The sequence below is a fragment of the Arthrobacter sp. Leaf337 genome (genome assembly GCF_001423745.1).
Classification (GTDB): Bacteria; Actinomycetota; Actinomycetes; order Actinomycetales; family Micrococcaceae; genus Arthrobacter.
Window position 1 is genome coordinate 1 of record NZ_LMPC01000016.1, and the last position, 24,091, is coordinate 24,091.

The following is a 24,091-nucleotide window of genomic DNA, read 5'->3' on the forward strand; positions in this document are numbered from 1 at the left end:
GCGAATGGTCCGGTTCGCACGTGACGGCCCTGGCCAAGGTGGCCCAGGCGCTGGAGGAAGCCGGCAAGCAGGCAACCAAGAACGCCGCCCAGCAGGAAGAGGCTTCCCGCTAGGAACTCCGCCTTCCCGCCAGGGACGGACTTCGAGAAACCACCATTTCTTGCCGGATGCCCCGGACGCAACAAAGCGTCCGGGGCATCCGCGTTTAAAGGCACCCACGGCGTGGCGGGTGACGGACTCGTAGTGACTGACTACGGGACGGGTTCGACGTCGTTGGCGTGGTCCAGCGGCGTCGGCACCGACGCCGCCGGGGCGCCGGCACCACGAAGCTCGTCCACCCGGACCAGAACCACGCCGCCCACAATCAGCACCCCGCCGAGCAACTGGACGGGACCGGGCAGTTCGCCGAGCAGGAGCCACGCCCAGATGACGGCGAAGAGCACCTCGGTGAGCGACACAAAGGAAGCCACTTTTGAACCGAGCGCGCGGGCGGCAATAATTCCGGAAACGTACGCGAGCACCGTCGCCAGCACAATCAGTCCGCCCAGCGAGACCCACCACGGAGTGACCCACGGCCCCAGTTTGGTGTCAGCGGTGCTGAACGCCATGGGTAGAAGGCCCGTGGCTGCGGCCAGCCACATCACCGCGGCGCCCACCATCAGGCCGCCGGACGCCAGGACAATCGGCGGCAGGGTGTCATTTTCCTTGGCGGTGATGAAGAAGTAGATCGCCAAGCAGACCGCGGCGGCGATTCCCCACAGGACGCCCACGAAATCGATCTTCACTGCACCTGTCAGATCCAGCACCAGAATGAGTCCGCCGAGCGAAAGCAACGTTCCGGCGATGGTGAGCGGTCGGGGACGCCTGCGGCTCGCGGCCCAGAGCCAGAGGACGATGATCACCGGGGCCAGGTACTCCAGAAGCAGCGCAACTCCTACGGAGAGGCGTTCGACGGCGTTGAAATAGAAGAGCTGGCAGGCCGCGACACCGATGAGACCGAAGAGCAGGATGGTCAGCCAGTTGTCCTTCAATTGGCTCCAGCGGCCGCGCAAGGCAGGGATGGCCGGGATGGCGAGGATTATTGCCGCACCGGTGAGTCGGGCAGTCACCGCCGCACCGGGAGTCCAGCCGGTTTCGAGCAGGGATTTGGCGAATGATCCGGAAAGGCCGAAGACCGCCGAGGAAAACAGCGCCACGCCGAGCCCCGACGCCATGAAGCCTGCAGCGGACCGGCGGGCGACGCCCTGCCGGGAAGCGGCGCCCTGGACGGACGCTTCGGCGCGTTTGCTTACGGCAGGCACGGCTGCCTCCTGTCAGGAGTAAAGTGGGGTAATGGTCATGACATTACGCCCGGACCCTGTAAGGAGTCAAGATGGTTTTTGCCCCTGACACTGAAGTTGCCCTCCGCACTGTGGTGGGGCTGATCAACAGCGCGGCAAACGGTGAGGAGCATCTTGCCACCATGGCGGACCTGGACCGTTTTCTCACGACGGAAGGCTTCTCGGGCGCAAGATCGCGGGACGCGGCCGAACTGGCCAGCGTCCACAAACTACGGAGCCAGCTCACCGAACTGTGGACCATGGATGAGGACTCCGCCGTCGATACGGTGAACCGCCTGCTCCGGGACGCAAATGCGCTTCCGCAGCTGATCAAGCACGACGAATGGGACTGGCACCTTCATGCCACCACGCGGGAGGCTCCGCTGGCGGACAGAATGGGAACCGAGGCTGCCATGGCACTCGTGGATGTGATCCGAAGCAAGGAAATGGACCGGATGCTGGTGTGCGCTGCAGAGGATTGTGACGCCGTGGTGCTGGACCTTAGCCGGAACCGGTCCAAGCGGTATTGCGACACCGGAAACTGCGCAAACCGGGCCCATGTGGCCGCTTACCGCGCCCGGAAAGCCGCCTCATAGCGGCGTCCTGCAGAAGTTTGGCGCGGGCGAAGCCTGCAGGGGAAGCCGGAGTATCTAGCGGGAGTCGCCGGGAGCTGACTCCGGCGCGTCGGGACCCTGGGCTTCCGGGCGCGCTGCCTCCGGCCGCGCCGAATATCCGCCGTGGGAGGAGGACTTCTTGGAACTCAGATTGACGCCGGACCCCTTGCCCAGGTGGTCTGCATTTTCCTTGTGGCTCATCGAGAGCATCGCCGCGATGACCAGCGTCACGATGAACGCAATTCCGGCCCCCGTCAGGGCGAGGTCGAAGCGGGGTGCCCGGGAGCTGCCGCCGGAGGCAAAAATCAGCACGGCAAAAAAGGCCAGGACAGCCCAGAATGCGGAGAACATGAGGGGTCCCTTGACCGAGGTCCGCAGCTTGCGCGGTTCTCCTGGTTTCCGTTGTGCCAAGGTGTTTCCTCCCATGCAGCGCGGCCGGGGCCGGGCAGCTTAGTAAAGCCATTGTTCTACACGAAGTAGAACCGTTCCCTACTAGTTTACGGCCTCGCTGGAAACGGGCCGCGCATCGTGCCGCAGGGTCAGGGCGGCCAGGACCCAGAGGACGCCGGAAATGATCGCCCCGCCGCCGGCCACGCCGAGCAGGGCGTGCGCTCCGAGGCTTATGAAGAAGGGCAGCGCCACGGCGGTTCCCAGGCCGATGACACCCGATGCCAGCCAGTCGCGCGCGAGGACACTGCGGCCGCGGAAAAGGATTCCGAGGTAGAGTTCCGCTGCCCCCAGCAGTCCCAGGCCCAGTGCCGCCAGGACACCGAATACCAGCTCACTGCCCAGGAACACCACAGCCACACCGGCTCCAGTCATGACGGCCCCGGCTGCGGCCATGACCTTGCCGGCAGGCATTTTGGCGTCAACGCCGAATTTTCCGATTCCGCGAAGCAGGGTCACGCCCACGGCGAGCAGGTACAGTCCGCCTGTCCAGCCCATTTCAGATGCCGACGGCGACGCCCAGAAGACCGTCACCGCGCCGAAAGCAAGGGCGACGACTGCCCTGGTGAGCACCGGTTTCCACAGGTCCGCGGCGGGAGCGGTCAACGGGGCGGGATCGGCAGGGGATGCTGGGAGGGTCACGGGTCCAGTTTAGTGCGCAGCGGATTCGACGCGAACCGGGCCGAAGGCAGGCCGACCAGACCAGCGGCCCGAGCCCGACCCCCTAGGGCGAACCAAGAACCATCCACCGGTCCGTCCCGGCCCGCAGGCCAAGTGTCACCGCGCGGGCAGACATGTAGCCCAGCGAAAAGGCCGCCCACAGCCATGTGAGCCCCATGGCGCCGTCGACGCCGGAAAGCCGGACAGCGGCCAGCAGGGGCAGATATACCGCGAGGTTTACGACGCCGGCGATCGCCAGGTACTTGGCGTCGCCGGCGCCGATGAGGACGCCGTCCAGCACAAACACATAGCCGGCCACGGGCTGCCCGGCCGCCAGCACCCACAGGGCGAGCGTCAGGGCGCCTTGGACACCGGCGTCGGACGTGAACAAGGCGCCCGCCCACGGGGCCGCAACGGCCAGCAACGCTCCGGTGACTACCCCGAATCCCGCACCCCAGCGGATCATGGTCCGGGTCAACTCACGGACCGTGGCGGGATTGGCCGCCCCCAGTTCTTTGCCGATCAGGGCCTGGGCGGCGATGGCCAAAGCGTCCAGGGCGAATGCCAGGAAGGTGAAGATGGTCATGGCCAACTGATGGGCCGCCAGGTTCACCGGCCCCTGGGCCGTCACCACCAGCACGGTTGCCAGGATCGCAATCCGCAGGCTCAGCGTGCGGAGCATGAGCCAGGAGCCTACCTTGGTCATGGAGCGCACGCCGTGCCAGTCCGGGCGGAGCGAAACTCCGTGGTCGCGCGCATTTCGCCGGACGATCACCAGGTACACCAGGGCCATGGCCCACTGGGCAATGCTGGTGCCCACGGCCGAGCCGGTCACGGACCAGCCCATGCCGTAAACCAGCGCCAGATTGAGGACGATGTTCAGGCTGAACCCCGCCGAGGCCACGGCCAGCGGGGTCCGCGTGTCCTGGAGGCCGCGCAGCACCCCGGTGCCGGCGAAGATCAAAAGCATGGCCGCGAGCCCCGGCATGGACCAGCGGAGATAGTCGACGGCGAACTGGCGGACATCGCCCGTGGCGCCCATCAGATCGACCAGAAGCTCGGCGCCGGCGAAACCTGCCGCCGCGAGCACCAGCCCCAGGCCCAGTGCCAGCCAGACGCCGTCCCGGCCGGCCGCGAGGGCTTTGGCAAGGTTGCCCTCGCCGATGGCCCGGGCCACCGCCGGGGTAGTGGAGTAAGCGAGGAACACCATGAGGCCCACGGCTGTGTGGAGTACCGCGGAAGCCAGCCCCACGCCGGCGAGCTGGGAAACGCCGAGGTGGCCGACTATGGCCGAGTCCGCGAGCAGGAAGAGCGGTTCTGCGATGAGCGCGCCAAATGCCGGAACGGCGAGGCGGAGGATTTCCCGGGAGTTCCTGCCGGGGACAACAATCCGGGCGGCGCGTGATTCTGGCACGGAGCCAGCCTAACCGGAGAGAACCGTCACATGTCGCCACAAATAGTTGACTCTTCAAGTATTTGAATGGCAAAGTTAATCATTGAAACAACAACTGCGCTGCTCCCGAAGCGCAGTGACGTCCCACGATCTGAAATGGCGAATCCTCATGAACCAGTCCACACTGACCACCACCGCACTCACGGTCCTCCGCGTCATTGCCGGCTTCCTGTTCGCAGCCCACGGCTGGCAGAAGTTCAACGAGTGGACCATTGCCGGCACGCAGGCCGCGTTTACCAAGATGGGCATCCCGGCGGCCGAACTGGCAGCACCGGCAGTAGCCACCCTTGAGCTTGTTGGTGGCATCGCCCTGATCCTCGGCGTGCTGACCCGCGTCTTCGCACTGCTGCTCGCCCTGGACATGCTCGGCGCCCTGTTCCTGGTGCACGCCTCCGCAGGCGTCTTCGCTGCCACCGGCGGCTACGAACTGGTACTGCTGCTGGCAGCGGGTGCCTTGGCCATTGCCCTGACCGGCGCCGGCAAGGTGGCCGTGGACCGGGCACTGTTCGGCCGCAGCAACTCAAAGCTGAGCGTACTCGCCTAAAGCGAACACAAAACCAAGCAATACCCTGTGCAGCGCCGGGCCGGTCACGTCAGTGGCCGGCCCGGCGTCGTCACATGCGGGTCTGCTAGTATTCCCGGCTGGGAATATTAGCCGGAAACTCCGGTCAGTTCGTTGGGTACGTGCGGGAGATCAGCGGATTTGATCACCTTGCCGGATGCAAGATCCACTGCGTGGATAGCACTGCTTGCGGGCTCGGTGACGTAGGCAGTGGACCCTTGCACAAACAGCGTGGGGCGCGGGTCCTGCCACGTTTCAGACTCCTCCCAGGCCGCAACCACGGGAATATTCGACGTGACGCTTCCGGTCAGCGGGTCAATGATCCGCAGGGAGCCGTCGGTTCCCAGAATCAGGGCCTCGCCTGAGGGGCCCCTCCCCAGCGACCGGAACGAATAGCTTGTGCCGAGTTCGACGAGCTGCAGTGCCGCCGTCTCAGTGTTCACAAGGGAGACCCGTGTGGGCCGTTCAAGCGGCGCATCCTTGTCCACTTTGTAGTCGCCCAGGACGACTGGCGATTCAGGCGAACCGGCCTGGTTGCCCATTCTTCCGTAGGCATCGGGGCTGGGCACTTTGCTAATCTTCCCGCCCCGGTAGACAAGCATGCCGTCTTCGCAGCCCACCACCACGGCATCCGGCCCGGCCACCGCCTCGCCGTGCACACCCGGGCAGTCTTCATTGCGCACCAGCTCCGCCCGGTTCTGTCCGGATCCTTCAGCCAGCACGGCGATTCCCCGCCGGGACTCGTCGTCACCGAGGGTAATTAGTAGCTTTCCCTCCTCCAGCGGCACCGCCACGCCATGGTGGGCGTCCGGCGCGGTGTAGACGTCACTCTCCGGAAGCGCCCCCGTTTCCGCCGCCAGTCCGGAAGGCTCGAAAACTTCAACCTGCCCGGAACCGTCACTGAACAGCGCGGTCCTGCCAGCATGGAAGACTGCGTGGCCGGACTGGCTGGCTTGGAACTCAACACCCGTCAGTGCAGGCTGGGCAGCGTAGGAGTGCCCGTGATCGCCATGTTTTTCGGTCCACACTCCGGCATCAAAAACCTTGAACGCGCTTCCGGTGGAGACCAGGACATGCCGGCCGTCCCCCGCGGGGTTGAGCCTGTTGAAGCCCTCAAGATCTGCCTCCCCCACCACCGCGAGCGAGGCGGCGTCGAGCACCGTGATGCCGCCGGCGTGGGTCAGCACCAGCCTGGGGGCGGGCCCCTGGATTTCCTGGGCTGCACGGGACGATGCGGCCGGCTGCCCGGCAGGCTGCGGGGCAGTTTCCGCAAGCGGGGCGTCACCGCCACGCCCGGAATCGGCAGCGCAGCCGCTCAGCATGAGCGCAGCCGCGGCGATTACCGCTACCCCTGACAGTCCCATCGGGGTTGCCTGCAGCTCGGAGCTCCGATACTGCTTCAGGCAGCGAGCGGAGGGCTTCAGGCAACGGAAAGCTTTATCACGAATCTTCATAAGCTAAATGATAGTGATTCTCATTAGCTTGGCAAACCCTGGCGGCCCCGCCACCGGTCCCATATGACCAAGTTGTGACATCGCATAACAAAATCTCACAGAAATGAAACAAAAATCCTTGACCTTTGAAACGATCCACTGATAAACCTGTTCCGTACACCACGGATATACAGGCCTAGTCGTGATGTAACTTCTGCAACACCGAACCACCCGCCAGGGCTACCTTGCAGCCCTATCGAGGGTTGCGCGGACCAGGCAGCGGGTGTCCAAAGTCGGCCACCCCGACCCGCCAGCGGTTCACTGGACTCCCCGCTTCACGCCCGCCATGCCACGCATTAATTGATTGAAACGATACAAACTTGCCCGCTGTGGTCCTTGTTTCCACTGCTCATCAAAGGAGATGTTCGTGAGTTATCCCCCTCAAAGACGCACTCGGCAGGACAGCGGTTCCGGTGCCCGGCCAAAATCCGGGACAGGTAACGTCCGCGCCCCCGGCGGAAACCGGCTCTCCGGCGTCCGGTTCCCCGGCGCAAAGGCAGTCGCGGCGGCAGTGACAGCCGCGGCGGTGGCCTTCACCGGCCTGCCCGCCGTGCACGCCGAAACCCCCCTCCCGCCAGCCGGTTCGGGCTTGCGCTTCGACTTCGGCCCGGGCGCTACCGCCGACGGCTACACCCAGGTGAATGCCTCCCAGGCGTACAGCGCCGCGGCGAAGTTCGGCTTTACCGACACCACGCTGACGTCCGGCGAAGACCGCGGCACGGCCGACCCGCTGCGGTCCGACTTCGTCCAGGCCCAGGGCGGCAGTTTCCTCGTGGACCTCCCCAACGGGGACTACACAGTCAAGCTCATCGCAGGCGACGCCGTCGCTGCCACCAACATCGCGATCACCGCGGAGAAGATCGCAAAGGTCCAGCTCACGGACAAACCCGCAGGCCAGTATCTGGAAATGGAATTCCCCATCTCGCTCGTGGACGGCCAGCTGAATCTTGATTTCGGCGGCACCGCGGCCAAGATCAACTCCTTGGTCATCGCAGCCCGCGCGCCGCGATCCGCCACGGCGGATCCTGCCGTCTACCTCGCCGGAGATTCCACAGTCCAGACCTACGACGCCGGCTACATCCCGCAGGCCGGCTGGGGGCAGATGATCGACCGCTACTTTGATGAGAAAGTCTCCTTTTTCAACCACGCGATCGGAGGACGCAGCTCCAAGAACTTCATCAGCCAGGGACGGCTGGACGAGATCCTCCGCGTTATCAACCCCGGCGACTACCTGATGGTGCAGTTCGGCCACAACGACGCCACCGTGGGCGTCGATGACCGGTACGCCTCCCCCGCCGACTACAAGGAATACCTGCGCACCTACGTCAACGGGACCCGCCAGCGCGGAGCCACCCCGGTGCTCGTCACACCGGTGGGACGGCGTGATTTCGACGAGGCCACCGGGAAATTCAACGTCAGCTTCCCCGAGTACGTGGACAAGATGAAGGAACTGGCCGCCGAAGAGAACGTGGCGCTGGTGGATCTGTCGGCACTGAGCCGGGCTTACTTTGACGAAATCGGCCCCGAAGACACCAAGTCGGTCTTCCTCCACGTCGATGCCGGGGTCTACCCCAACCGGCCCACCGGAACCGTGGACAACACCCACTTCCAGGAGTACGGCGCCATCCAGATGGCCCGCCTGCTAGCGGGCGGCGTCAAGCAGCTCAACATCCCGCTGGCCGCACGCGCCAAGGAGATTGTCCCGCCGTCGGCCGTTCCTGCAAAGCCCCAGGGACTGGTGGCCGGCAGCATCTCCAATGCCGGCGCGCTATTGAAATGGCAGCCCACCGAGGGCGCGGACATCTACAAGGTGTACCGGAAGCTGTCGTCCGAAGAGGACAGCGCCTACAAGCTGGCCACCACGGCAACCGTCCCCACGGCAAACCTGGCAGGCCTTGCTGAAGGCACCGCCTACAGCGTGCGGATCGCAGCGATGAACGGCAAAGGCCCTTCCGAACCCAGCGACGCCCTGTCCCTGACCACCAAGGAAGCCAAGTACAAGTTCGACTTCGGCCCTGTGGGTGCACCCGTCGAGGCCGGCTACACCGAGGCCAACCGCACCATGGCGTACAGCAAGGAACGCGGTTTCGGCTTCAAGGACCCCTCCGTCCTCAGCGACCGGGACCGCGGCGCCGTCACCACGAACCTGCTTCGCGACTTCGTGCTCAGCGGCTCCAGTTTCGAATTCCAGCTGGACGTGCCCAACGGCACCTACGCGCTGAAGACCTACCACAGCGACTGGATCGGCTCCACCCGGACGGACGTCGCGGCAGAGGGCAAGGGCTACGGCCAGGTCTCCTCCGGCAAAGCCTCCTCGGCGGAAAAGATCATCAACCAGGTCCTGGTGACCGACGGCCAGCTCAACGTCACCATCAGCGGTTCCGGCCAGCGGCTCAACGGCTTGGAAGTCACGCCCCTCCTGGTGGGCCCCACCAACCTGCGCGCCACCGCCGTGGACGCCGCGGCTGACCCGGCGGCGGTGGAACTCGCCTGGGACGCCGTAGCCGACGCCGCCAGCTACAAGGTGTTCCGGCAGGCAAACTTCGAGGCGCAGCCGCAGCTTGTTGCTGAACACATCACGGAAACGACCACCTTCAAGGACACCACGGCCTTCGCAGGGCTGCCCTACAAGTACCAGGTCATTGCAGTGGATAACACCGGCCTCGAGTCAGTGCCGTCCAATACCGTGGAGGTATCCCTCACGGACCCGAGCACGCCGGTTCCCGCGGCACCTTCCAAGGTGGACGTCAAGGGAATCGAGAAGAGCAGTGTCAGCCTTAAGTGGCAGAAAGTCGGCGGCGCATCCGCCTACCACGTGTACCGCTCGACGTCGGCAGACGGCACCTTCTCCTACGCCGGGCGTGCCACCGAGGTGACGTTCACGGACACCACGGTGCTGACCACCATCAAGTACTACTACCGCGTCACCGCCATCAACAAGGGCGGGGAATCAGCAGCGTCGCCGGTGATCGGCACTGACAGGGTCACTGTAGTGAACCGGCAGGTGGAGAAGCTGGACCGCGCCCCCGTGGCCCTGCTCACCGAAGAAGGCGTCCGCGTGGGCTGGCGAATGCTGGGCCTGGATCCCGAACAGATCGGCTTCCATGTCATCCGCGACGGCGTACAGCTCACCGTGGATCCGATCAGGAACAGCACGTCCTACCTCGATGCCGGCGGAACGGCCTCGTCCAAATACGTGATCAAGGCCGTGGGTGCCGGCGCAGACCAGCTGACGGCCGAGTTCACGCCGATGTCCCGCAACTACCTGGCGATCAAGCTCGACAAGCCGGCGGACGACTACACAAAAGACGGCCAGCCCTACAGCTACTCCGCCGGCGATGCGAGCGTGGCCGACGTCGACGGCGACGGCACGTACGAAATCATCCAGATGTGGTCCCCGTCCAATTCCAAGGACAACTCGCAGTCCGGTTACACCGGCACAGTCTACGTTGACGCCTACAGGATGGACGGCACCAAGCTCTGGCGCATCAACATGGGCCCGAACATCCGTGCCGGCGCCCACTACACCCAGCTGCTCGCGTACGACTTCGACGGCGACGGCAAGGCCGAAATCGCCATGAAGACGGCGGACGGCACCCGAGACGCGGCCGGGACGGTGATCGGCAACCCGAACGCCGACTACCGGACCAGCAGCGGCTACGTCCTCACCGGCGACGAGTTCCTCACCGTCTTCCACGGCCAGACGGGCACCATCATGGACACCGTGAAGTACGACCCGCCGCGCGGCGACGTGGCGGCCTGGGGCGACGGCTATGGCAACCGTGTGGACCGCTTCCTCGGAGCAGTGGCCTATCTGGACGGCGAACACCCGTCCATGATGTTCAGCCGCGGGTACTACACCCGTGCCGTGCTGGCGACCTACGACCTCGTGGCAGGCAAGATCGTCAAGCGCTGGATCTTCGACTCCGACGTGTCCGGCACGCAGTACCGCGGGCAGGGCAACCACAACCTCTCCGTGGCGGACGTGGACGCAGACGGCAAGGACGAGTTCATCTTCGGGTCCATGACGATCGATGACAACGGCCAGCCGCTGTACACCACCGGTCTGGGCCACGGCGACGCGATCCACACCAGCGACCTCGATCCGTCGCGGCCGGGACTGGAGACCTTCGCGGTGCACGAGGACATGGGCTCCAGCGGGAACCGCGGAGCGACGTTCCGGGATTCCCGGACCGGTGAGGTGCTGTGGAGCATTCCGGCGGTCAAGGACACCGGGCGCGGCGCGGCCGGTGACATTGATCCCCGCTACGCGGGGGCCGAAGGCTGGGCAATCGGCGGCACCGCGGCATGGAACTCGCCCGTGGGCCAGCTGATGTCAGCCAAGGGCGAGCTGATCGCGGAGAAGATCCCGGCAGCCAACTTCCTGGCGTGGTGGGACGGAGACCTGCTGCGCGAAATCGTTGACCACGATTTCGACGACGCCACATACCGCGGGGTACCGACCATCAGTAAGTGGAACTGGAACACCGAGTCCAGCGACAGGCTGCTGACGGCCGCGGGCGCCAAATCCAATAACGGCACCAAGGGCACGCCTGCCATCCAGGCGGACCTCCTGGGTGACTGGCGCGAGGAAATCGCCTGGCCGTCGTCGGACAGCACGGAGCTGCGGATCTACACCACCACAGCTTCCACCGACGTCCGCCTGCGGACCCTGATGCACGATTCCGTGTACCGCCTCTCGGTGGCCCGCGAGAACATCTCGTACAACCAGCCGCCGCACCCGGGTTTCTTCATCGGTGAGGGCATAGAGATGCCGTCCCAGCCGGACATCGTGTACACCGGGGCCCGCTAGGGACTCCGCACCCGCGACGGACGCCGCCCCACCCCACATGGCGGGTGGGGCGGCGTTTGTGTCATCCGGACCCGTTAGTAGGCCGGGTCGTCAGTAAACTCTCAGCATGAGCGAGTCTGCCGCCAATTCAGTGACCCTCCGCTTCCTTGCGGCCCCCATGGACGTCGGCCACAGCGGTTCCGTGGACGCCGGAACCGTACTTGAGTGGGTGGACAAGGCGGCCTATGCCGCAGCTGTCGGCTGGGCAAAGTCATACTGCGTCACGGCCTACGTGGGCAACATCCACTTCGCCGATCCGGTCAACAGCGGCGACATGGTGGAAGTCACCGCCACGATCGTCTATACCGGGCGGTCTTCCATGCACATCCGCACGGTCGTGTCCTCGGGCGACCCCAAGGGCGGCCCGGCCACCATGCGCAGCCAGTGCATGGTGATTTTTGTGGCCGTGGGTCCGGACGGGAAACCGGTGCCCGTTCCGCAGTTCGAGCCTTCCACCCCCGAAGAGATCGAGCAGCGCGACCACGCCCTGGCCCGGATCAAGGTCCGCGAAGACATTGTCCAGGCGATGAACGCGCAGGAATATACGGACGCCGGCACCGCCGAACGGGTTGTCCTGCGGTTCATGGCCGCCCCCACGGACGTGAACTGGGGCGGCAAGGTGCACGGCGGCATCGTGATGAAGTGGATCGACGAGGCCGCCTATGTGTGCGCGTCGCGGTACTGCGGCAAGGACACCGTCGCGGTGTTCTCCGGCGGGGTGCGTTTCTACCGGCCGCTGTTGATCGGCCACGTGGTGGAGGTGGAGGCACGGCTCGTGTACACCGGCACCAAGGGCATGCATATTGCCGTGCACGTCCGGTCCGGGGATCCGAAGGGCCGGGAGATGAATCTGACCACGTACTGCCTGACCGTCATGGTGGCCAGGGACGCGTCCGGGAACTCGGTGCCGATTCCGCCATGGGTTCCGGTTTCGGAAGAGGACAAGCGCCTGCACGCCCATGCCAGGGAACTGCTGGAGATCCGGGGCCGGGCGCCGGGAAACCGGCTACCCAACCACCTGCTGACTGCTGGCGGGGCGCCGGCAAGCGGGGCGCGGGAGACCTCGTAGCCCGGCTGGCTAGAAGCCGCCGCCAGCGTCGGCCGCCATATTGGCGAACCGCGAGTAATGCCCCTGGAAGGCCACCACGATGTCCTTGGTCGGGCCGTTACGGTGCTTGGCGATAAGAATGTCCGCTTCGCCGGCGCGCGGCGATTCCTTGTCGTAGACATCCTCGCGGTGGAGCAGGATCACCATGTCGGCATCCTGCTCAATCGAGCCTGATTCACGGAGGTCCGAAACCATGGGCCGCTTGTCCTGGCGCTGTTCGGAGCCACGGTTCAGCTGTGAGAGCGCAATCACGGGCACCTGGAGCTCCTTGGCCAGCAGCTTCAGCGCACGCGAGAACTCCGAGACCTCCTGCTGGCGGGATTCCACTTTTTTGCCGGAGCTCATGAGCTGCAGGTAGTCCAGGATGACCAGCTTGAGGTCGTGCTGCTGTTTGAGCCTGCGGCACTTGGCCCGGATTTCCATGAGCGACATGTTGGGGCTGTCATCAATGAACAGCGGAGCTTCGTTCATCCGGCCCATGGTGGTGGCGATCTTGGACCATTGTTCGTCCTTGATAGTGCCCTTGCGGAGGTCCTGGAGGCCGATGGTGGCCTCCGCGGACAGGAGGCGCATGGCGATTTCGTTCCGGCCCATTTCCAGGGAGAACATGACCGTGGCGAGGTTGTTCTTGATGGCTGCGGACCGGGCAAAGTCCAGGGCGAACGTGGACTTACCAACGGCCGGGCGGGCGGCGATGACGATCATCTGCCCCGGGTGCAGTCCGTGTGTGAGCTCGTCCAGTTCGTAGAAGCCCGTGGGCACGCCCGTCATGCCTTCCTCGCGGTGGCCCGAAGCTTCGATTTCATCCACCGTGGATTCCATGACGTCCTTGAGGACAACGTAGTCCTCAGCCGTCCGCCGTTCGGCCACGGCGTAAATCTCGGCCTGGGCCTGGTTGACGAGGTCTTCCACTTCACCGTCCGAGCCGTAACCCAGCTGGACGATCTTGGTGCCGGCATTAACCAGCCGCCGGAGGACGGCACGTTCGGCGACGATCTCCGCGTAGTATCCCGCGTTGGCGGCAGTGGGTACGGTCTGAATAAGCTCGTGCAGGTAGGCGGGTCCGCCGATCCTGTTGATCTCTCCGCGCTTCGTCAGCTCATCAGACACGGTCACGGCGTCGGCAGGCTCGCCGCGGCCGTAGAGGTCAATGACGGCTTCGTAGATTGTCTCGTGGGCGGGGCGGTAGAAGTCCTGGCCCCGCAGGATCTCGACGACGTCGGCGATGGCGTCCTTGGACAGCATCATGCCGCCGAGAACTGATTGCTCGGCAGGGATGTCCTGGGGCGGCTTTCGGTTGCCTTCGGAACTCCGGGTGCCCTCGATTGAGTCCAGGTGCGTAACTGACAAAGCTGCCGTCCTCCGTTGTGTACCGCGGCGTATCTCTCAATGCCGTCGGTTCTGTTGCCATCTGCCATAGGGCTGTCCTGCGAAGCGGAGCCCCGCTGTGCGCCATGACCAGTACTACCACCCGGCACTGACAGTCTTCCCTTGCGGGAAGGTGCCGACACCCGCTGTTCCTGCCCTATCCCTGGTTATCCCCAGTTTGCGGAGGTTATCCACAATTGGTTGTCGGAATCTGCATCCCGGCCCGCCCGCAAGAGGTCTGTCCGGACTGCGGAAAGCAAGTACCAGTGCCCCAAAACAGGTATCCCGCTACGTTAGTACCCCTGCCAGCGGCCACCAAGCCCACATACATGCACACCTGTGGATAAGTTGTGGATTAAGGGGTCCTGCTTGTGCACAGCCTGTGTGGCCACCTGTGGAAACAAAAAAACTTTGAGCATCAATAGGCCTCTGACCTGCGGAAACGTCCCAAATGCCATGTGGATGAAAAATTCTTTTGAGGAACATTCATCCACAGCTTTCAGGTTCCCACTGGGGATACCGGCGAGTAACCCGGGTCGAAGTGACGAAAGATATACCCGCACTGTGATCTACGTCATGACGGAGGCTTCGAATTGACGCCCGCCCCGTCGGGCTGTATGCGAACCGCAGAATATGCTGTGGATAACAGCGAACTGGCATAAGCTCTATGCATGGGCGATGTGTTGATAGTTATACTGCCTGCCCTCATCCTTGTGGCAGTGATCTGGGCGGTGACCACGGCCCTCAAGCCGCGGGACACCGGCATCTCCGACGCCGAGCGCTATCAACTGGAACTGGCCCTACGGTCGCAGGCACATTATGCCGCCCAGGTGAAAGCGGCCACCGCCGCCCGGGCACGGGTTGATGCCGCCACCCGGCCAAGCCAGAATGAGCAACAGCAGTCCCAACAGGCCGACCACGCGCGGGCGGCCCTGCACGCCCAGGCGGGGTCAAGCCCGGGCGTGGGAATGCACGGATATCAGGGCCCGGTCCTGCCCGGAGGCCAATTGAACCCGCAGTTCGCCCTGCAACTGCAGTCCATGGCCCGCAACGGCCAGAAACTGCAAGCCATCAAGATGCTGCGGCAGGCAACGCATTCAGATCTTTTGACCGCCAAGAATTATGTAGATCGGCTATAGCAATGGAATCACTGGTGATCCCCGTCCTGATCCTGCTCCTCGTGGGAGCCGCAGTCCTGCTGGTGGCCCGCGCCGTGGGACGCCGGACCTCCGGCCCCAGGGCTTCCGCAACCAGGGCTTCCGCAACCACGGCAGCCGGCCCCACGCCGTCCGGCGAGCCGGTGGAACTGGCCCGGGCTGCGGCGGCCAAGCTCACTGAAGACCAGCACCGCAGGCTGTACGCCCTCATAGCGCAGGGGCAGGCCATGGCGGCCATCAAGCTCTACTACGAAGCCTCAGGCGAGGGCCTGCGGGCCTCCCGCGACGCCGTCGGCGCCCTGGCGGCCCACCCCCAGCCGTTCACCCCAGCGGCCCCCGAGGCGCCGGAACATGACGACGACGACGCACCCGAGCGTTTCCCCTACCGGTACCGCGCCATCGCCAGCAAGGGCGATGTCACCCGGGAGGTCAGCAGCAATATGCTGAACGACGAAATCTACGGCCGGATACGCACGCTGGCCAAGAGCGGCGACACTGAGGCGGCCGCAACGGCGCTGACGAAGCACTCGGACATTTCCCTCAAGCAGGCCCGGGAGTTCATCGCCCTGCTCGACGACTGAGCGGCCTGAGCCCATGCCCTGCCGGCGGGCTTAGGGCTCTTGGATCCGGCGCGGCGCCTAGAAGTCGAAAAGCTCGCCGAGCCAGCCTTCCTTTTTCTTGGGTCGCCGCCGGTCGTCGTTGCGGCGATCGTCATGGCGGGGTTGATCGTAGCGGGGACGGTCCCGCCGGTCGTCATAGCGGCGATCATCCGGCCGCCTGTCGTCCCGGCGCGGGTCCAGGTTGTTGTACAGCGGCGGCGGAATAAGCCCGGCGACGGGTGGAGCAACCGGTGCAGCCGGCGTTTGCGGACCCGCCAGCTCGGCCGCACGGTCAATGATCTTGTCCAGTTCACCGCGGTCAAGCCACACGCCGCGGCACTGCGGACAATAATCGATCTCCACTCCGCTGCGCTCACTCATTACCAGGTCTATTGAATCCACAGGGCATTTCATGTCCCGCACAACGACTGGAACCGCGGAAAAGTTCGACGAACACCCGCTGGGTCCGCCGGAGGCTGCGCCTAGCGGCCGTTCGAAATTCCCGCCAGGAGCTGTTCAAACGGCAGCGACTCGGCGGCGTCCGTCTTCCGCCGCGGCGGCGCGGCCGCGACCAGTGCCGCAAATTCATCGGCGGCCCGGTCGATCCGCACCGAGAGGGGCGTGCCGCCGTCGTCCGCGTTGCCCCAGTCCTGGGGGCCGGCGAAAACGCCCGTGGCAGCTACCCGGGCCCGCAAGTAGCTGAACAGGGGACGCATGGCATAATCCAGCACCATCTGATGGCGGTCGGTGCCGCCGGTGGCCCCGAGGAGGACGGCCTTTCCCTCCAGCGATTTAGGATCCAGGACGTCGAAGAAGGACTTGAAAAGGCCGCTGTAGGAGGCGCTGAAGACCGGCGTGACGGCAATGATGCCGTCCGAGTCCTCCACGCCGGCGATCGCTTCCGCAAGCCGGGGGGCAGCGTAGCCGGTGACGAAGTTGTTGGCAATGTCCACAGCGAGGTCACGGAGTTCCACCACATCAACGGCCACCGCATACCCGGCGGCAGCCAGCCTGTTTTCGGCTGCTGCCGCAAGCTGATCAGCCAGCAGCCTGCTCGAGGACGGTACGCCAAGTCCGGCGGAGAGGACGGTGATACGGCGGGTTTCCACGGTTTGCTCCTGAAGGTCATCGGTAAATCCAGAGTACATGCGTTTGCATCTACCGACTAAACCCTCCTCCGCCCGTGTTTATTCCGCGGCATCGGATCACTGCCGGGTGACCCTGCTGACAAGGGCGGCGGCGTCTGCCAGACTGCCGTCATGGCTGAAAACAAGACCCAGGCGACGGACGCCTCCGTGGCGGACTTCCTTGAGGGCGTAGAGAACGCTGCACGCCAGCGCGACGGCCTGCGGCTTCTGGCCCTCATGAAGGAAAACACCGGCGAAGTACCAGTGATGTGGGGTCCGAGCATCGTGGGTTTCGGCAGCTACCACTACCGTTACGAGAGCGGCCGCGAGGGGGACACCGTAGCCGTCGGGTTCTCCCCGCGGAAGGGCAGCCTGTCGCTGTACGGGCTCACGTACGCCCCGGAAGCGGCCGAACTACTGCCCCGCCTGGGAAAACACAAGGTCGGCGCGGGGTGTCTCTACATCAACAAACTGGAGGACGTGGATGAGGCGGTCCTGGCAGAACTCATCCGTGCCGGGCACCGGCACTCCACCACGGTGATGCACCAGGAATAGAGGACCGGCAACAACCCGGGGCGTTGCAGGCAGCGCCACTCGTTAAGACAAAAAGCCCCCGCGACCGGTTCCCAAGGGAATCCGAACACGGGGGCCTTCAGCAGTTCAGGACTGCGTAGCGCTCTGGCGATAAACCGGAGGAACTACTTGCCTGCGACTACGTCGAGTTCGATCACAGCGGAAACGTCGTCGTGCAGACGAACGTTTGCCTGGTAGGAACCGGTCGACTTGATGTGTGCCGGCAGTTCAACCTTGCGCTTGTCGATGCGGCCCAGGCCAGCGGCCTCAACAGCGTCGGCGACGTCGCCCTGCTTGACGGTGCCGAACAGGCGACCGGTTGCGCCGGCCTTGACGACCAGCTTGACCGGCTTGGCGGAGAGTGCAGCGGCCTGCTTCTGAGCATCTTCCAGGGAAGCGTGCTCGCGGGCAACGCGGGCAGCCTTGATGGACTCAACCTGCTTCTCGCCACCCTTGGACCAGGTCAGGGCGAAGTTGCGGGGCAGCAGGTAGTTACGTGCGTAACCGTCCTTGACCTCGACAACGTCGCCAGCAGCACCGAGACCGGTTACTTCGTGGGTCAGAATGAGCTTTGCCATGTTAGTTAATCCCTTCCTTAGCCGCGGCCAGCGCCGGAGTAAGGCAGCAGAGCAACTTCGCGGGCGTTCTTGATTGCCTGGGCGATCTTGCGCTGTTCCTGCACCGTGACGCCAGTGACGCGACGGGCGCGGATCTTTCCGCGGTCGGAGATGAACTTGCGCAGCAATGCTACGTCCTTGTAGTCGATGACGGTGATGTCAGCGGCCTTCAAGGGGTTGGACTTTGGTTTGGGCTTACGGAGTTCAGCCTTAGCCATCGTGGAGCTCCTATTCTATGGAGCCCGTGGATATTGATCCACGGGATGGTGGTGGTCCGACGGCGGCAGTCATCCGGGAGCCGTGAGGCATCCCGGCGGAATCCGGCGCCGGACCTGAATTATTGGTTAGAAGGGAGGTTCGGAATCCGGGCCGTTGCCCCAGCCGCCGCCTGCATTACTGACGCCGGGCGTTGCCCAGGGGTCTTCCTGCGCTGCGGGCTGGTTGCCGCCCCAAGTTCCTCCGGTGTTGCCGCCCTGGTTTGCACCCTGGCCGCCACCGAATCCACCGCCGCTGTTGCCGCCGCCGAAGCCGCCCTGACCACCCTGACCGCCGGAGCGCTGGGTGCGGTTGACCTTGGCGTTGGCATAGCGCAGGCTCGGGCCGATTTCATCGACTTCGAGCTCGATAACGGTGCGCTTCTCGCCTTCTTTGGTTTCGTAGGAACGGCTCTTCAGACGGCCGGAAACGATAACCCGCATGCCCTTTGTGAGGGATTCTGCGACGTTTTCGGCTGCTTCACGCCAGACCGAGGCGCGGAGGAACAGGGTTTCCCCGTCCTTCCACTCATTCGACTGGCGATCGAAGGTGCGGGGCGTAGAAGCGATGGTGAAATTCGCTACTGCCGAACCTGACGGTGTGAACCTCAGTTCGGGGTCATTGGTGAGATTACCGATGACCGTAATAGTGGTTTCGCCTGCCATCTACTGCCTCCTTGTTCGTTCCTGCGGGGTAAAGATTGAATGCCGGGAGCTGAAATTACTCAGCAACGACCTTCTGCTCTTCGGGGCGGGTGATCTTGGTGCGCATGATGGTCTCATTGAGACTCAGCTGGCGGTCAAGTTCCTTGGCGGTGTCCGGCTTGGCGGTGAAGTTCACCACTGCGTAGATACCTTCAGACTTCTTCTTGATTTCGTAAGCCAGGCGACGACGGCCCCAGATGTCAACCTTTTCGATGGTTCCACCATCGTTGGTGATGACGTTCAGGAACTTCTGAAGCGTTGGCTCAACGGTACGCTCTTCGACCTCGGGGTCGATGATTACCATCAATTCGTAAGGACGCATATGTGAACCCACCTCCTTTGGGCTAAGCGGTTACGGCATTTCCGTAACAGGAGGTTCATTTGCGGTGCCGTGCACGCCCGATCTCCAAAACGGAGGCAGGACGCAGCACAGACTTCAATATCTTAGTGCATTTAGGCCGGTTTCGGCGATTCGTGGCCGTTTCAGGCTAGTCCCGGGGACGTACGGGGCGGAAACGCTCCGGGCCGCTATGTGGAAAAACGGTCCTAAGCCCGGTGCGACCTGTTTGTTTGGCTAGAGTATCGACACATGGACACCAGCCCTCTGCCCGCCAAGGTCAAACGAAGCCGGCTGCGGTTCCTTGCCATGGTTGCTGCCGGCTTGGCCGCTGCGGCGGCCACCGGATTCTCCGGGCATTGGGTGCAGGCGCCGGCCGTCGGATGGGGCAGCGCCGCACTCGTCTACGTTGTCTGGGTTTGGCTTGTGGTGGGGAGGCTCGGCCCTGCGGAGACTCGCGCCCACGCTACTTCCGAGGACCCGTCCCGCAATACCACCGACCTGCTGATCCTGGTGGCCAACGTTTCCAGCTTGGCCGCAGTCGCCGTCGTGGTCGTGGACTCCCACCGGTCCGACGGCGGCGAGAAACTGAGCGGCGGCTTCCTGGCCCTGGCCTGCGTCGCGGTGTCGTGGATCCTGGTGCAGACACTTTTTACTCTCCGCTACGCCGAGCTGTACTACAGTCCCGGGAAGAGGGGGGCAAAAGACGCTGGTGGCATCGATTTCAACCAGGAACGGCCGCCGCAGTACACGGATTTCGCCTATTTGGCCACGAGCCTTGGCATGACGTACCAGGTGTCCGACACCAATCTGCAGAACCACCTCATCAGGGCAGAAGCCCTCAAACACAGCCTGCTGTCCTATCTGTTTGGCACCGTCATCCTTGCCACGACCATCAACCTGGTGATTGGTCTCGCCTGACGGGGACTCTTCTGAGTGGGGCCGGAATAGCTGGTTGCATAATCATGAGTCCCGGCGGCTAAGACGTCCCGGTGCGAGTGGTCGGGCCGTTCGTCCGAGTGGTTGATTCTCTAGTACTGGGTAGATGCAGCCGTTATATTTTCCTCAGTTCATCACCACCGCCTGTGCACTGCCCGGAGTGACCAGCCGGACACACGGGTCGCGATGTAAGGGGCACCTCCGGTGAGAAGACTGCAGTTGGGCTACAGCCGCCGGTAAGCGCCGGTGCATGTGGATAAGGATTACAGAAAGCACGGTCTCTTTCGTACACAGGAAGGCAACCGCATGCTCCAAACCGGCAATGGCGACTGCCAGCCAGTGCAACAGGTCTTCGTGTACATCCCCGGAAGTCGCTGGGAAAACGTCCGGGGAACCGACCACCGGCTGGCTGCAGCATTGGCTCATCATGTGCCAGTGCTGTGGGTTGACCCGCCGCTCCCGATCCATCGTGCGCTCAGGCCCGGGCCGAATGCACTTCGCCGCACCACCGAATTGAGTGATGTCGCACCCGGTATCACCCGCTTGCGCTCAATCTCCGTGCCGGGCTTTACGCGGCCGGTACTCGCCCTTGCCGCCAAACACCTCTTGGGGCGAGCCGTTAGGACCACGCTTGCTGCAATGGGCGTGGCTCCTATCGCAGTGCTGCTTTCCTCACCTTCCACAGGTTTCCCTGTGCGAATACCGGGCCGGAAAATCCTTTTTGTCACCGATGACTGGGTGGCCGGAGCGCCAATGATGGGTTTGTCCGGACGGTTCGTCCACCGCACACTGCGGCGGAACCTTCGCGACGCCAACATCGCCGCGGCTGTGTCCCCGCATCTGGCCGAAAGCCTGGAGGTAAGCTTCACCGGCCACCAGGCGCCGGTCGTCGTCCTGCCTAACGGCTGTGATCTTCGGAAGACAATCCCGCTGCCTGTCGACCGCTCCCACAAGGCCGTCCTAGTGGGCCAACTGAACGAACGGCTGGATATGGATCTGCTGGACGCGGTCAAGGATGCGGGGGTTCCGCTGCTGGTGATCGGTCCCCGAACCGAGCGCGATCCGGAAACGGGGCGGCGTCTTGACCTTCTCCTGGCTTCCGAGAACGTTACCTGGCTGGGCGAACTGCCGGCCACGGAACTGGGGCAGCACCTGGCGGCAGCGGGCGTAGGCCTGACGCCGTACGCCGACACTGCCTTCAACCGGGCGAGCTTCCCGCTGAAGACCCTCGACTACCTTGCCGCGGGCATTCCTGTTGTTGCCACCGACCTCCCGGCCGTCCGGTGGTTGAACACGGAACTGGTGACCGTCGGCAGCGGCCCTGAAGGGTTCGCGAAGCGCGTGCAGCAGGCATTGGCCAGGCCGCACGACCCCGTGGCGGAGGAACGGCGGCGTCACTTTGCCGGACTCCACACATGGGAAACAAGGGCCAATCAGCTCCTTGAAATGGCAGGGGCGCGCACATCCAGGCAGGAGGCATATCGGCGTAGTGCGGCTATGACGGTTGATCGGAGTGACAGTCGATGAGCGGAACCAGAGCATCTTGGGCAATGGCGTCACCGGAGCGGAGGGAACAAGGCATGCGCGGAATCAGAACAGCAGGAAAACGCAGAAGCTTCCAGCGGAGGTCGACAGGCCGGGAAAGGACCGTAAGGGCATGGCTCGCCTCGACAGCCCTCCTATCAGCCGTGGGGCTGGTCCTCGCGGCCTGCACGGCGCCCGATGATCGCTCCCGGATCGAGGCGGCACCCGTCGTGGCCATTCAAGACTTACCCAAGGTCCCGTGGGAAGGCGGCCCTGACTACTGGAAGAAGTTCGCCAAAGCCGACGGCGCGGGCTGGGATGATCCAAGTTTCTTTCCCATAGCAATTTGGTACAACGGGATCAGCAGCGACGCCGAAGTCCAGTACGACAAGGACCACGGCATCAACACCTACATGGGGATGTCAGACACCACTCCCTACTCAATCTTTGAGGCCAACGGCGTCTTTTGGATCGGCGGAAAACTGAACGATACGTTCACGGAGCAGAGCCGCAACTGGGTTGGCTCCTTCCTGGACGACGAGGTGGACGGACGGTTCACTCCGGAAGCCGGGCGTCAGCACCTGCAGGCGCTGGCCAGCAGCACGCCCCAGGGGTTCTTCAAGTACGCGAATTTCACCCAAATGGTTATCAGCCATTACATGCCCGCGGCGGACGCCCAGCAGTTCGTGAACAATTACACCGACGCCGTCTCAGTGGACATGTACTGGTACACGATTCCGTACTGCGGCCTACGTCCATACACAAACGCCCATCTGGTGGCAGTTTCCGAACAAAACTGCCGCACTGCGTCCAGTTATGGAAAAACAATGAAAGCCCTCCGGATGCAGGACGCAGCGGATGGGAAACTTCAGCCTTTGTGGCAGTTCGTGGAAAACCTCAACGGCGGTCCGGGCGAAGGCCCCTTTGTGGCCAACATTACGGCGGGCCAACTGCAGGGAGCCGTTATGAATTCCATCATCAATGAGGCGCGGGGGATCGTGTACTTCAACCAAAGCCTGAGCGGACCATGCGGAGGCGGAAGCGTGCTCCGGCTCTCACAGGTGATGACCGGCTTCTGTGGAGCCGAACAAATGGAGGCAGTCAAAACCGTGAATTCCCGAATCCGAGAACTTGCCCCTGTGATAAATACCCAGTCCTATGATTTTTCATTGGGAAATCAATTGGACACCATGCTGAAAATCCGGGAGGGTTACGCGTATATTTTTTCCATGGTGGACGGAAGTTCCACGCCGGGCGCAAGGAATTTCAAGCTTCCCGACGGCATCACGACGAATCAGGCCGAAGTCCTATTCGAAAACCGCACCGTACCGGTGGACGCTGCGGGGTCTTTTACTGACACCTTCGAGTCGGAATACACGTACCACATTTACAAGGTGAAGCTGTGAGCGCGCCGGCCGACCACGTTCTGATCACCCGTTTCAACCTGCCCTCGCGAGGCGCCGAGAGCAGGATAAGGGCCAAAGACGGGTGGCTGCAGACCCGTCTGGGCCTATTCGAGAGCTACTGCCTGCCCTCCGTCCGGCGCCAGTCGAACCAGAACTTCCATTGGATCATCTATTTCGACCCGCAAAGCCCCTCGTGGCTCAGGGAACGCATTGCAGAACTCAACCAGAACGCGGTCTTCACGCCGATCTTTCGCGCCGAAGTCAGCAGCGCGGAGTTGCTGCAAGACCTGCGTGCCGTCACCGGGGCCAGGCACAACGAACTTCTCACCACCAACCTGGACAATGACGACGGCCTGGCCAGCGACTTCGTTGAGCGCCTCCAGGAGGGCGGCTATGGAGGTACCCGCACTGCGATCTACCTCGTCAATGGACTGATTCGCTGCGGCAGCGGACTTTATCTGAGAACAGACCGGGCAAACGCGTTCTGTTCAGTCAGGGAAGACTGGGCAGGGGCCCGCACCTGCTGGTCCGACTGGCACAATCTCCTCGGGCGCTCCATGAGCGTCAACGAGATGGCCGGTGACCCGGCTTGGCTTCAAGTAGTCCACGATTCCAACGTCAGCAACAGAATCCGTGGGAGGCGCGTCTCTCCAGACCCCTACCGTGATGCCTTCGGCGGGTTGCTGGACGGTGTGTCCGACCTCAGCGCGTTGGAGGAGCTCAGGGATTTGGCGGTGGGCAGGCCACACCGTTTCGTCAAGGAAGCCGGCCGTTCATTGCTGAAGAAGATCGCGCTGAACGTCCTGGGCAAAGAGGGCCTGGATCAACTCAAGTCGGGCTGGGCGCTCCGCCTGGTACATCGAAGATAAGGGGGAAGCTGCGATGAGAGGCTGCGAGGCGCTCCAAGAACTGTTGAGGCGGGGGATAATCTGTGTTCTTACGTGACCTATACGCCAGCGCAAGGCGTCGCTGGTACT

Annotated in this window: 23 protein-coding genes; 11 read left to right on the forward strand and 12 right to left on the reverse strand. The window is 63.7% G+C overall.

Annotated features, from left to right (window positions below):
* Positions 1-251: 251 nt before the first annotated feature.
* Complete coding sequence (locus ASF98_RS13705; RefSeq protein ID WP_055802776.1) at positions 252-1,214, reverse strand: EamA family transporter; 963 nt, start codon at positions 1,212-1,214, stop codon at positions 252-254.
* 158 nt (positions 1,215-1,372) lie between these two features.
* Between ASF98_RS13705 and ASF98_RS13710 the strand changes: the two genes are divergently transcribed.
* On the forward strand, positions 1,373-1,915 hold the full coding sequence (locus tag ASF98_RS13710; RefSeq protein ID WP_055802718.1) for a CGNR zinc finger domain-containing protein: 543 nt from the start codon (positions 1,373-1,375) through the stop codon (positions 1,913-1,915).
* A 54-nt stretch (positions 1,916-1,969) separates the two neighbouring features.
* Here ASF98_RS13710 and ASF98_RS13715 read toward each other — a convergent pair whose 3' ends face one another.
* From ASF98_RS13715 to ASF98_RS13725, 3 genes are all read right to left on the reverse strand, one after another.
* On the reverse strand, positions 1,970-2,359 hold the full coding sequence (locus tag ASF98_RS13715; protein ID WP_055802720.1) for a hypothetical protein: 390 nt from the start codon (positions 2,357-2,359) through the stop codon (positions 1,970-1,972).
* Positions 2,360-2,425: 66 nt separating this feature from the next.
* On the reverse strand, positions 2,426-3,022 hold the full coding sequence (locus tag ASF98_RS13720) for a hypothetical protein (protein WP_055802722.1): 597 nt from the start codon (positions 3,020-3,022) through the stop codon (positions 2,426-2,428).
* Between the two features lie 82 nt (positions 3,023-3,104).
* Complete coding sequence (locus ASF98_RS13725; RefSeq protein WP_235505952.1) at positions 3,105-4,454, reverse strand: MATE family efflux transporter; 1,350 nt, start codon at positions 4,452-4,454, stop codon at positions 3,105-3,107.
* A gap of 148 nt (positions 4,455-4,602) precedes the next feature.
* Here ASF98_RS13725 and ASF98_RS13730 point away from each other — a divergent pair, with 148 nt between their 5' ends.
* The gene (locus ASF98_RS13730) at positions 4,603-5,037 is read left to right on the forward strand and encodes a DoxX family protein (RefSeq protein WP_055802779.1); all 435 of its coding nucleotides are present in this window, start codon (positions 4,603-4,605) and stop codon (positions 5,035-5,037) included.
* Positions 5,038-5,144: 107 nt separating this feature from the next.
* Here the strand turns inward: ASF98_RS13730 and aztD are convergent, their stop codons facing one another.
* Positions 5,145-6,419 carry a zinc metallochaperone AztD gene (gene aztD / locus ASF98_RS13735; protein WP_055802724.1) on the reverse strand — a complete coding sequence of 425 codons (1,275 nt, stop codon included), beginning with the start codon at positions 6,417-6,419 and terminating at the stop codon, positions 5,145-5,147.
* Between the two features lie 496 nt (positions 6,420-6,915).
* Here aztD and ASF98_RS25075 point away from each other — a divergent pair, with 496 nt between their 5' ends.
* Both ASF98_RS25075 and ASF98_RS13745 read left to right on the forward strand, forming a co-directional pair.
* Positions 6,916-11,361: a rhamnogalacturonan lyase family protein gene (locus ASF98_RS25075; protein WP_326950126.1), complete on the forward strand. Its 4,446-nt coding sequence runs from the start codon at positions 6,916-6,918 to the stop codon at positions 11,359-11,361.
* 106 nt (positions 11,362-11,467) lie between these two features.
* A complete protein-coding gene (locus tag ASF98_RS13745; RefSeq protein ID WP_055802726.1) occupies positions 11,468-12,469 on the forward strand; it encodes an acyl-CoA thioesterase in 1,002 nt (333 codons plus the stop codon).
* 9 nt (positions 12,470-12,478) lie between these two features.
* Here the strand turns inward: ASF98_RS13745 and dnaB are convergent, their stop codons facing one another.
* Positions 12,479-13,858, reverse strand: a complete 1,380-nt coding sequence (gene dnaB, locus ASF98_RS13750) for a replicative DNA helicase (RefSeq protein ID WP_055802727.1) — start codon at positions 13,856-13,858, stop codon at positions 12,479-12,481.
* A gap of 689 nt (positions 13,859-14,547) precedes the next feature.
* On the opposite strand from dnaB, the gene ASF98_RS13755 reads away from it, so the two are divergent.
* Together ASF98_RS13755 and ASF98_RS13760 are read left to right on the forward strand one after the other, a co-directional pair.
* Positions 14,548-15,015: a hypothetical protein gene (locus ASF98_RS13755; protein WP_028271835.1), complete on the forward strand. Its 468-nt coding sequence runs from the start codon at positions 14,548-14,550 to the stop codon at positions 15,013-15,015.
* Between the two features lie 2 nt (positions 15,016-15,017).
* Entirely contained in the window at positions 15,018-15,614 is a 597-nt protein-coding gene (locus ASF98_RS13760) for a hypothetical protein (protein WP_055802729.1), read from the forward strand.
* A gap of 57 nt (positions 15,615-15,671) precedes the next feature.
* Here the strand turns inward: ASF98_RS13760 and ASF98_RS13765 are convergent, their stop codons facing one another.
* Both ASF98_RS13765 and ASF98_RS13770 read right to left on the reverse strand, forming a co-directional pair.
* Entirely contained in the window at positions 15,672-16,046 is a 375-nt protein-coding gene (locus ASF98_RS13765) for a TFIIB-type zinc ribbon-containing protein (protein ID WP_055802731.1), read from the reverse strand.
* 68 nt (positions 16,047-16,114) lie between these two features.
* Positions 16,115-16,741: an FMN reductase gene (locus ASF98_RS13770; protein ID WP_055802733.1), complete on the reverse strand. Its 627-nt coding sequence runs from the start codon at positions 16,739-16,741 to the stop codon at positions 16,115-16,117.
* Positions 16,742-16,891: 150 nt separating this feature from the next.
* Here ASF98_RS13770 and ASF98_RS13775 point away from each other — a divergent pair, with 150 nt between their 5' ends.
* Positions 16,892-17,314, forward strand: a complete 423-nt coding sequence (locus ASF98_RS13775; RefSeq protein WP_055802735.1) for a DUF1801 domain-containing protein — start codon at positions 16,892-16,894, stop codon at positions 17,312-17,314.
* A 143-nt stretch (positions 17,315-17,457) separates the two neighbouring features.
* On the opposite strand, the gene rplI is transcribed toward ASF98_RS13775, so the two are convergent.
* The 4 genes from rplI to rpsF form a co-directional block, all read right to left on the reverse strand.
* The gene (gene rplI / locus ASF98_RS13780; RefSeq protein ID WP_018775331.1) at positions 17,458-17,910 is read right to left on the reverse strand and encodes a 50S ribosomal protein L9; all 453 of its coding nucleotides are present in this window, start codon (positions 17,908-17,910) and stop codon (positions 17,458-17,460) included.
* Positions 17,911-17,927: 17 nt separating this feature from the next.
* Positions 17,928-18,167, reverse strand: a complete 240-nt coding sequence (gene rpsR / locus ASF98_RS13785) for a 30S ribosomal protein S18 (RefSeq protein ID WP_003800144.1) — start codon at positions 18,165-18,167, stop codon at positions 17,928-17,930.
* 126 nt (positions 18,168-18,293) lie between these two features.
* Positions 18,294-18,869 carry a single-stranded DNA-binding protein gene (locus tag ASF98_RS13790; protein ID WP_018775330.1) on the reverse strand — a complete coding sequence of 192 codons (576 nt, stop codon included), beginning with the start codon at positions 18,867-18,869 and terminating at the stop codon, positions 18,294-18,296.
* Positions 18,870-18,924: 55 nt separating this feature from the next.
* Positions 18,925-19,230: a 30S ribosomal protein S6 gene (gene rpsF, locus ASF98_RS13795; RefSeq protein WP_055802737.1), complete on the reverse strand. Its 306-nt coding sequence runs from the start codon at positions 19,228-19,230 to the stop codon at positions 18,925-18,927.
* Between the two features lie 267 nt (positions 19,231-19,497).
* Between rpsF and ASF98_RS13800 the strand changes: the two genes are divergently transcribed.
* The 4 genes from ASF98_RS13800 to ASF98_RS13815 all read left to right on the forward strand — a co-directional run bounded on the left by ASF98_RS13800 (position 19,498) and on the right by ASF98_RS13815 (position 23,983).
* On the forward strand, positions 19,498-20,166 hold the full coding sequence (locus tag ASF98_RS13800; RefSeq protein WP_055802739.1) for a DUF1345 domain-containing protein: 669 nt from the start codon (positions 19,498-19,500) through the stop codon (positions 20,164-20,166).
* A 771-nt stretch (positions 20,167-20,937) separates the two neighbouring features.
* The gene (locus ASF98_RS24420) at positions 20,938-21,711 is read left to right on the forward strand and encodes a glycosyltransferase (protein WP_055802740.1); all 774 of its coding nucleotides are present in this window, start codon (positions 20,938-20,940) and stop codon (positions 21,709-21,711) included.
* Positions 21,712-21,872: 161 nt separating this feature from the next.
* On the forward strand, positions 21,873-23,114 hold the full coding sequence (locus ASF98_RS13810; RefSeq protein WP_055802743.1) for a hypothetical protein: 1,242 nt from the start codon (positions 21,873-21,875) through the stop codon (positions 23,112-23,114).
* Positions 23,111-23,983 carry a glycosyltransferase gene (locus ASF98_RS13815; protein WP_055802745.1) on the forward strand — a complete coding sequence of 291 codons (873 nt, stop codon included), beginning with the start codon at positions 23,111-23,113 and terminating at the stop codon, positions 23,981-23,983. The genes ASF98_RS13810 and ASF98_RS13815 overlap by 4 nt, the downstream gene beginning before the upstream one ends.
* The last annotated feature ends 108 nt before the right edge of the window (positions 23,984-24,091 follow it).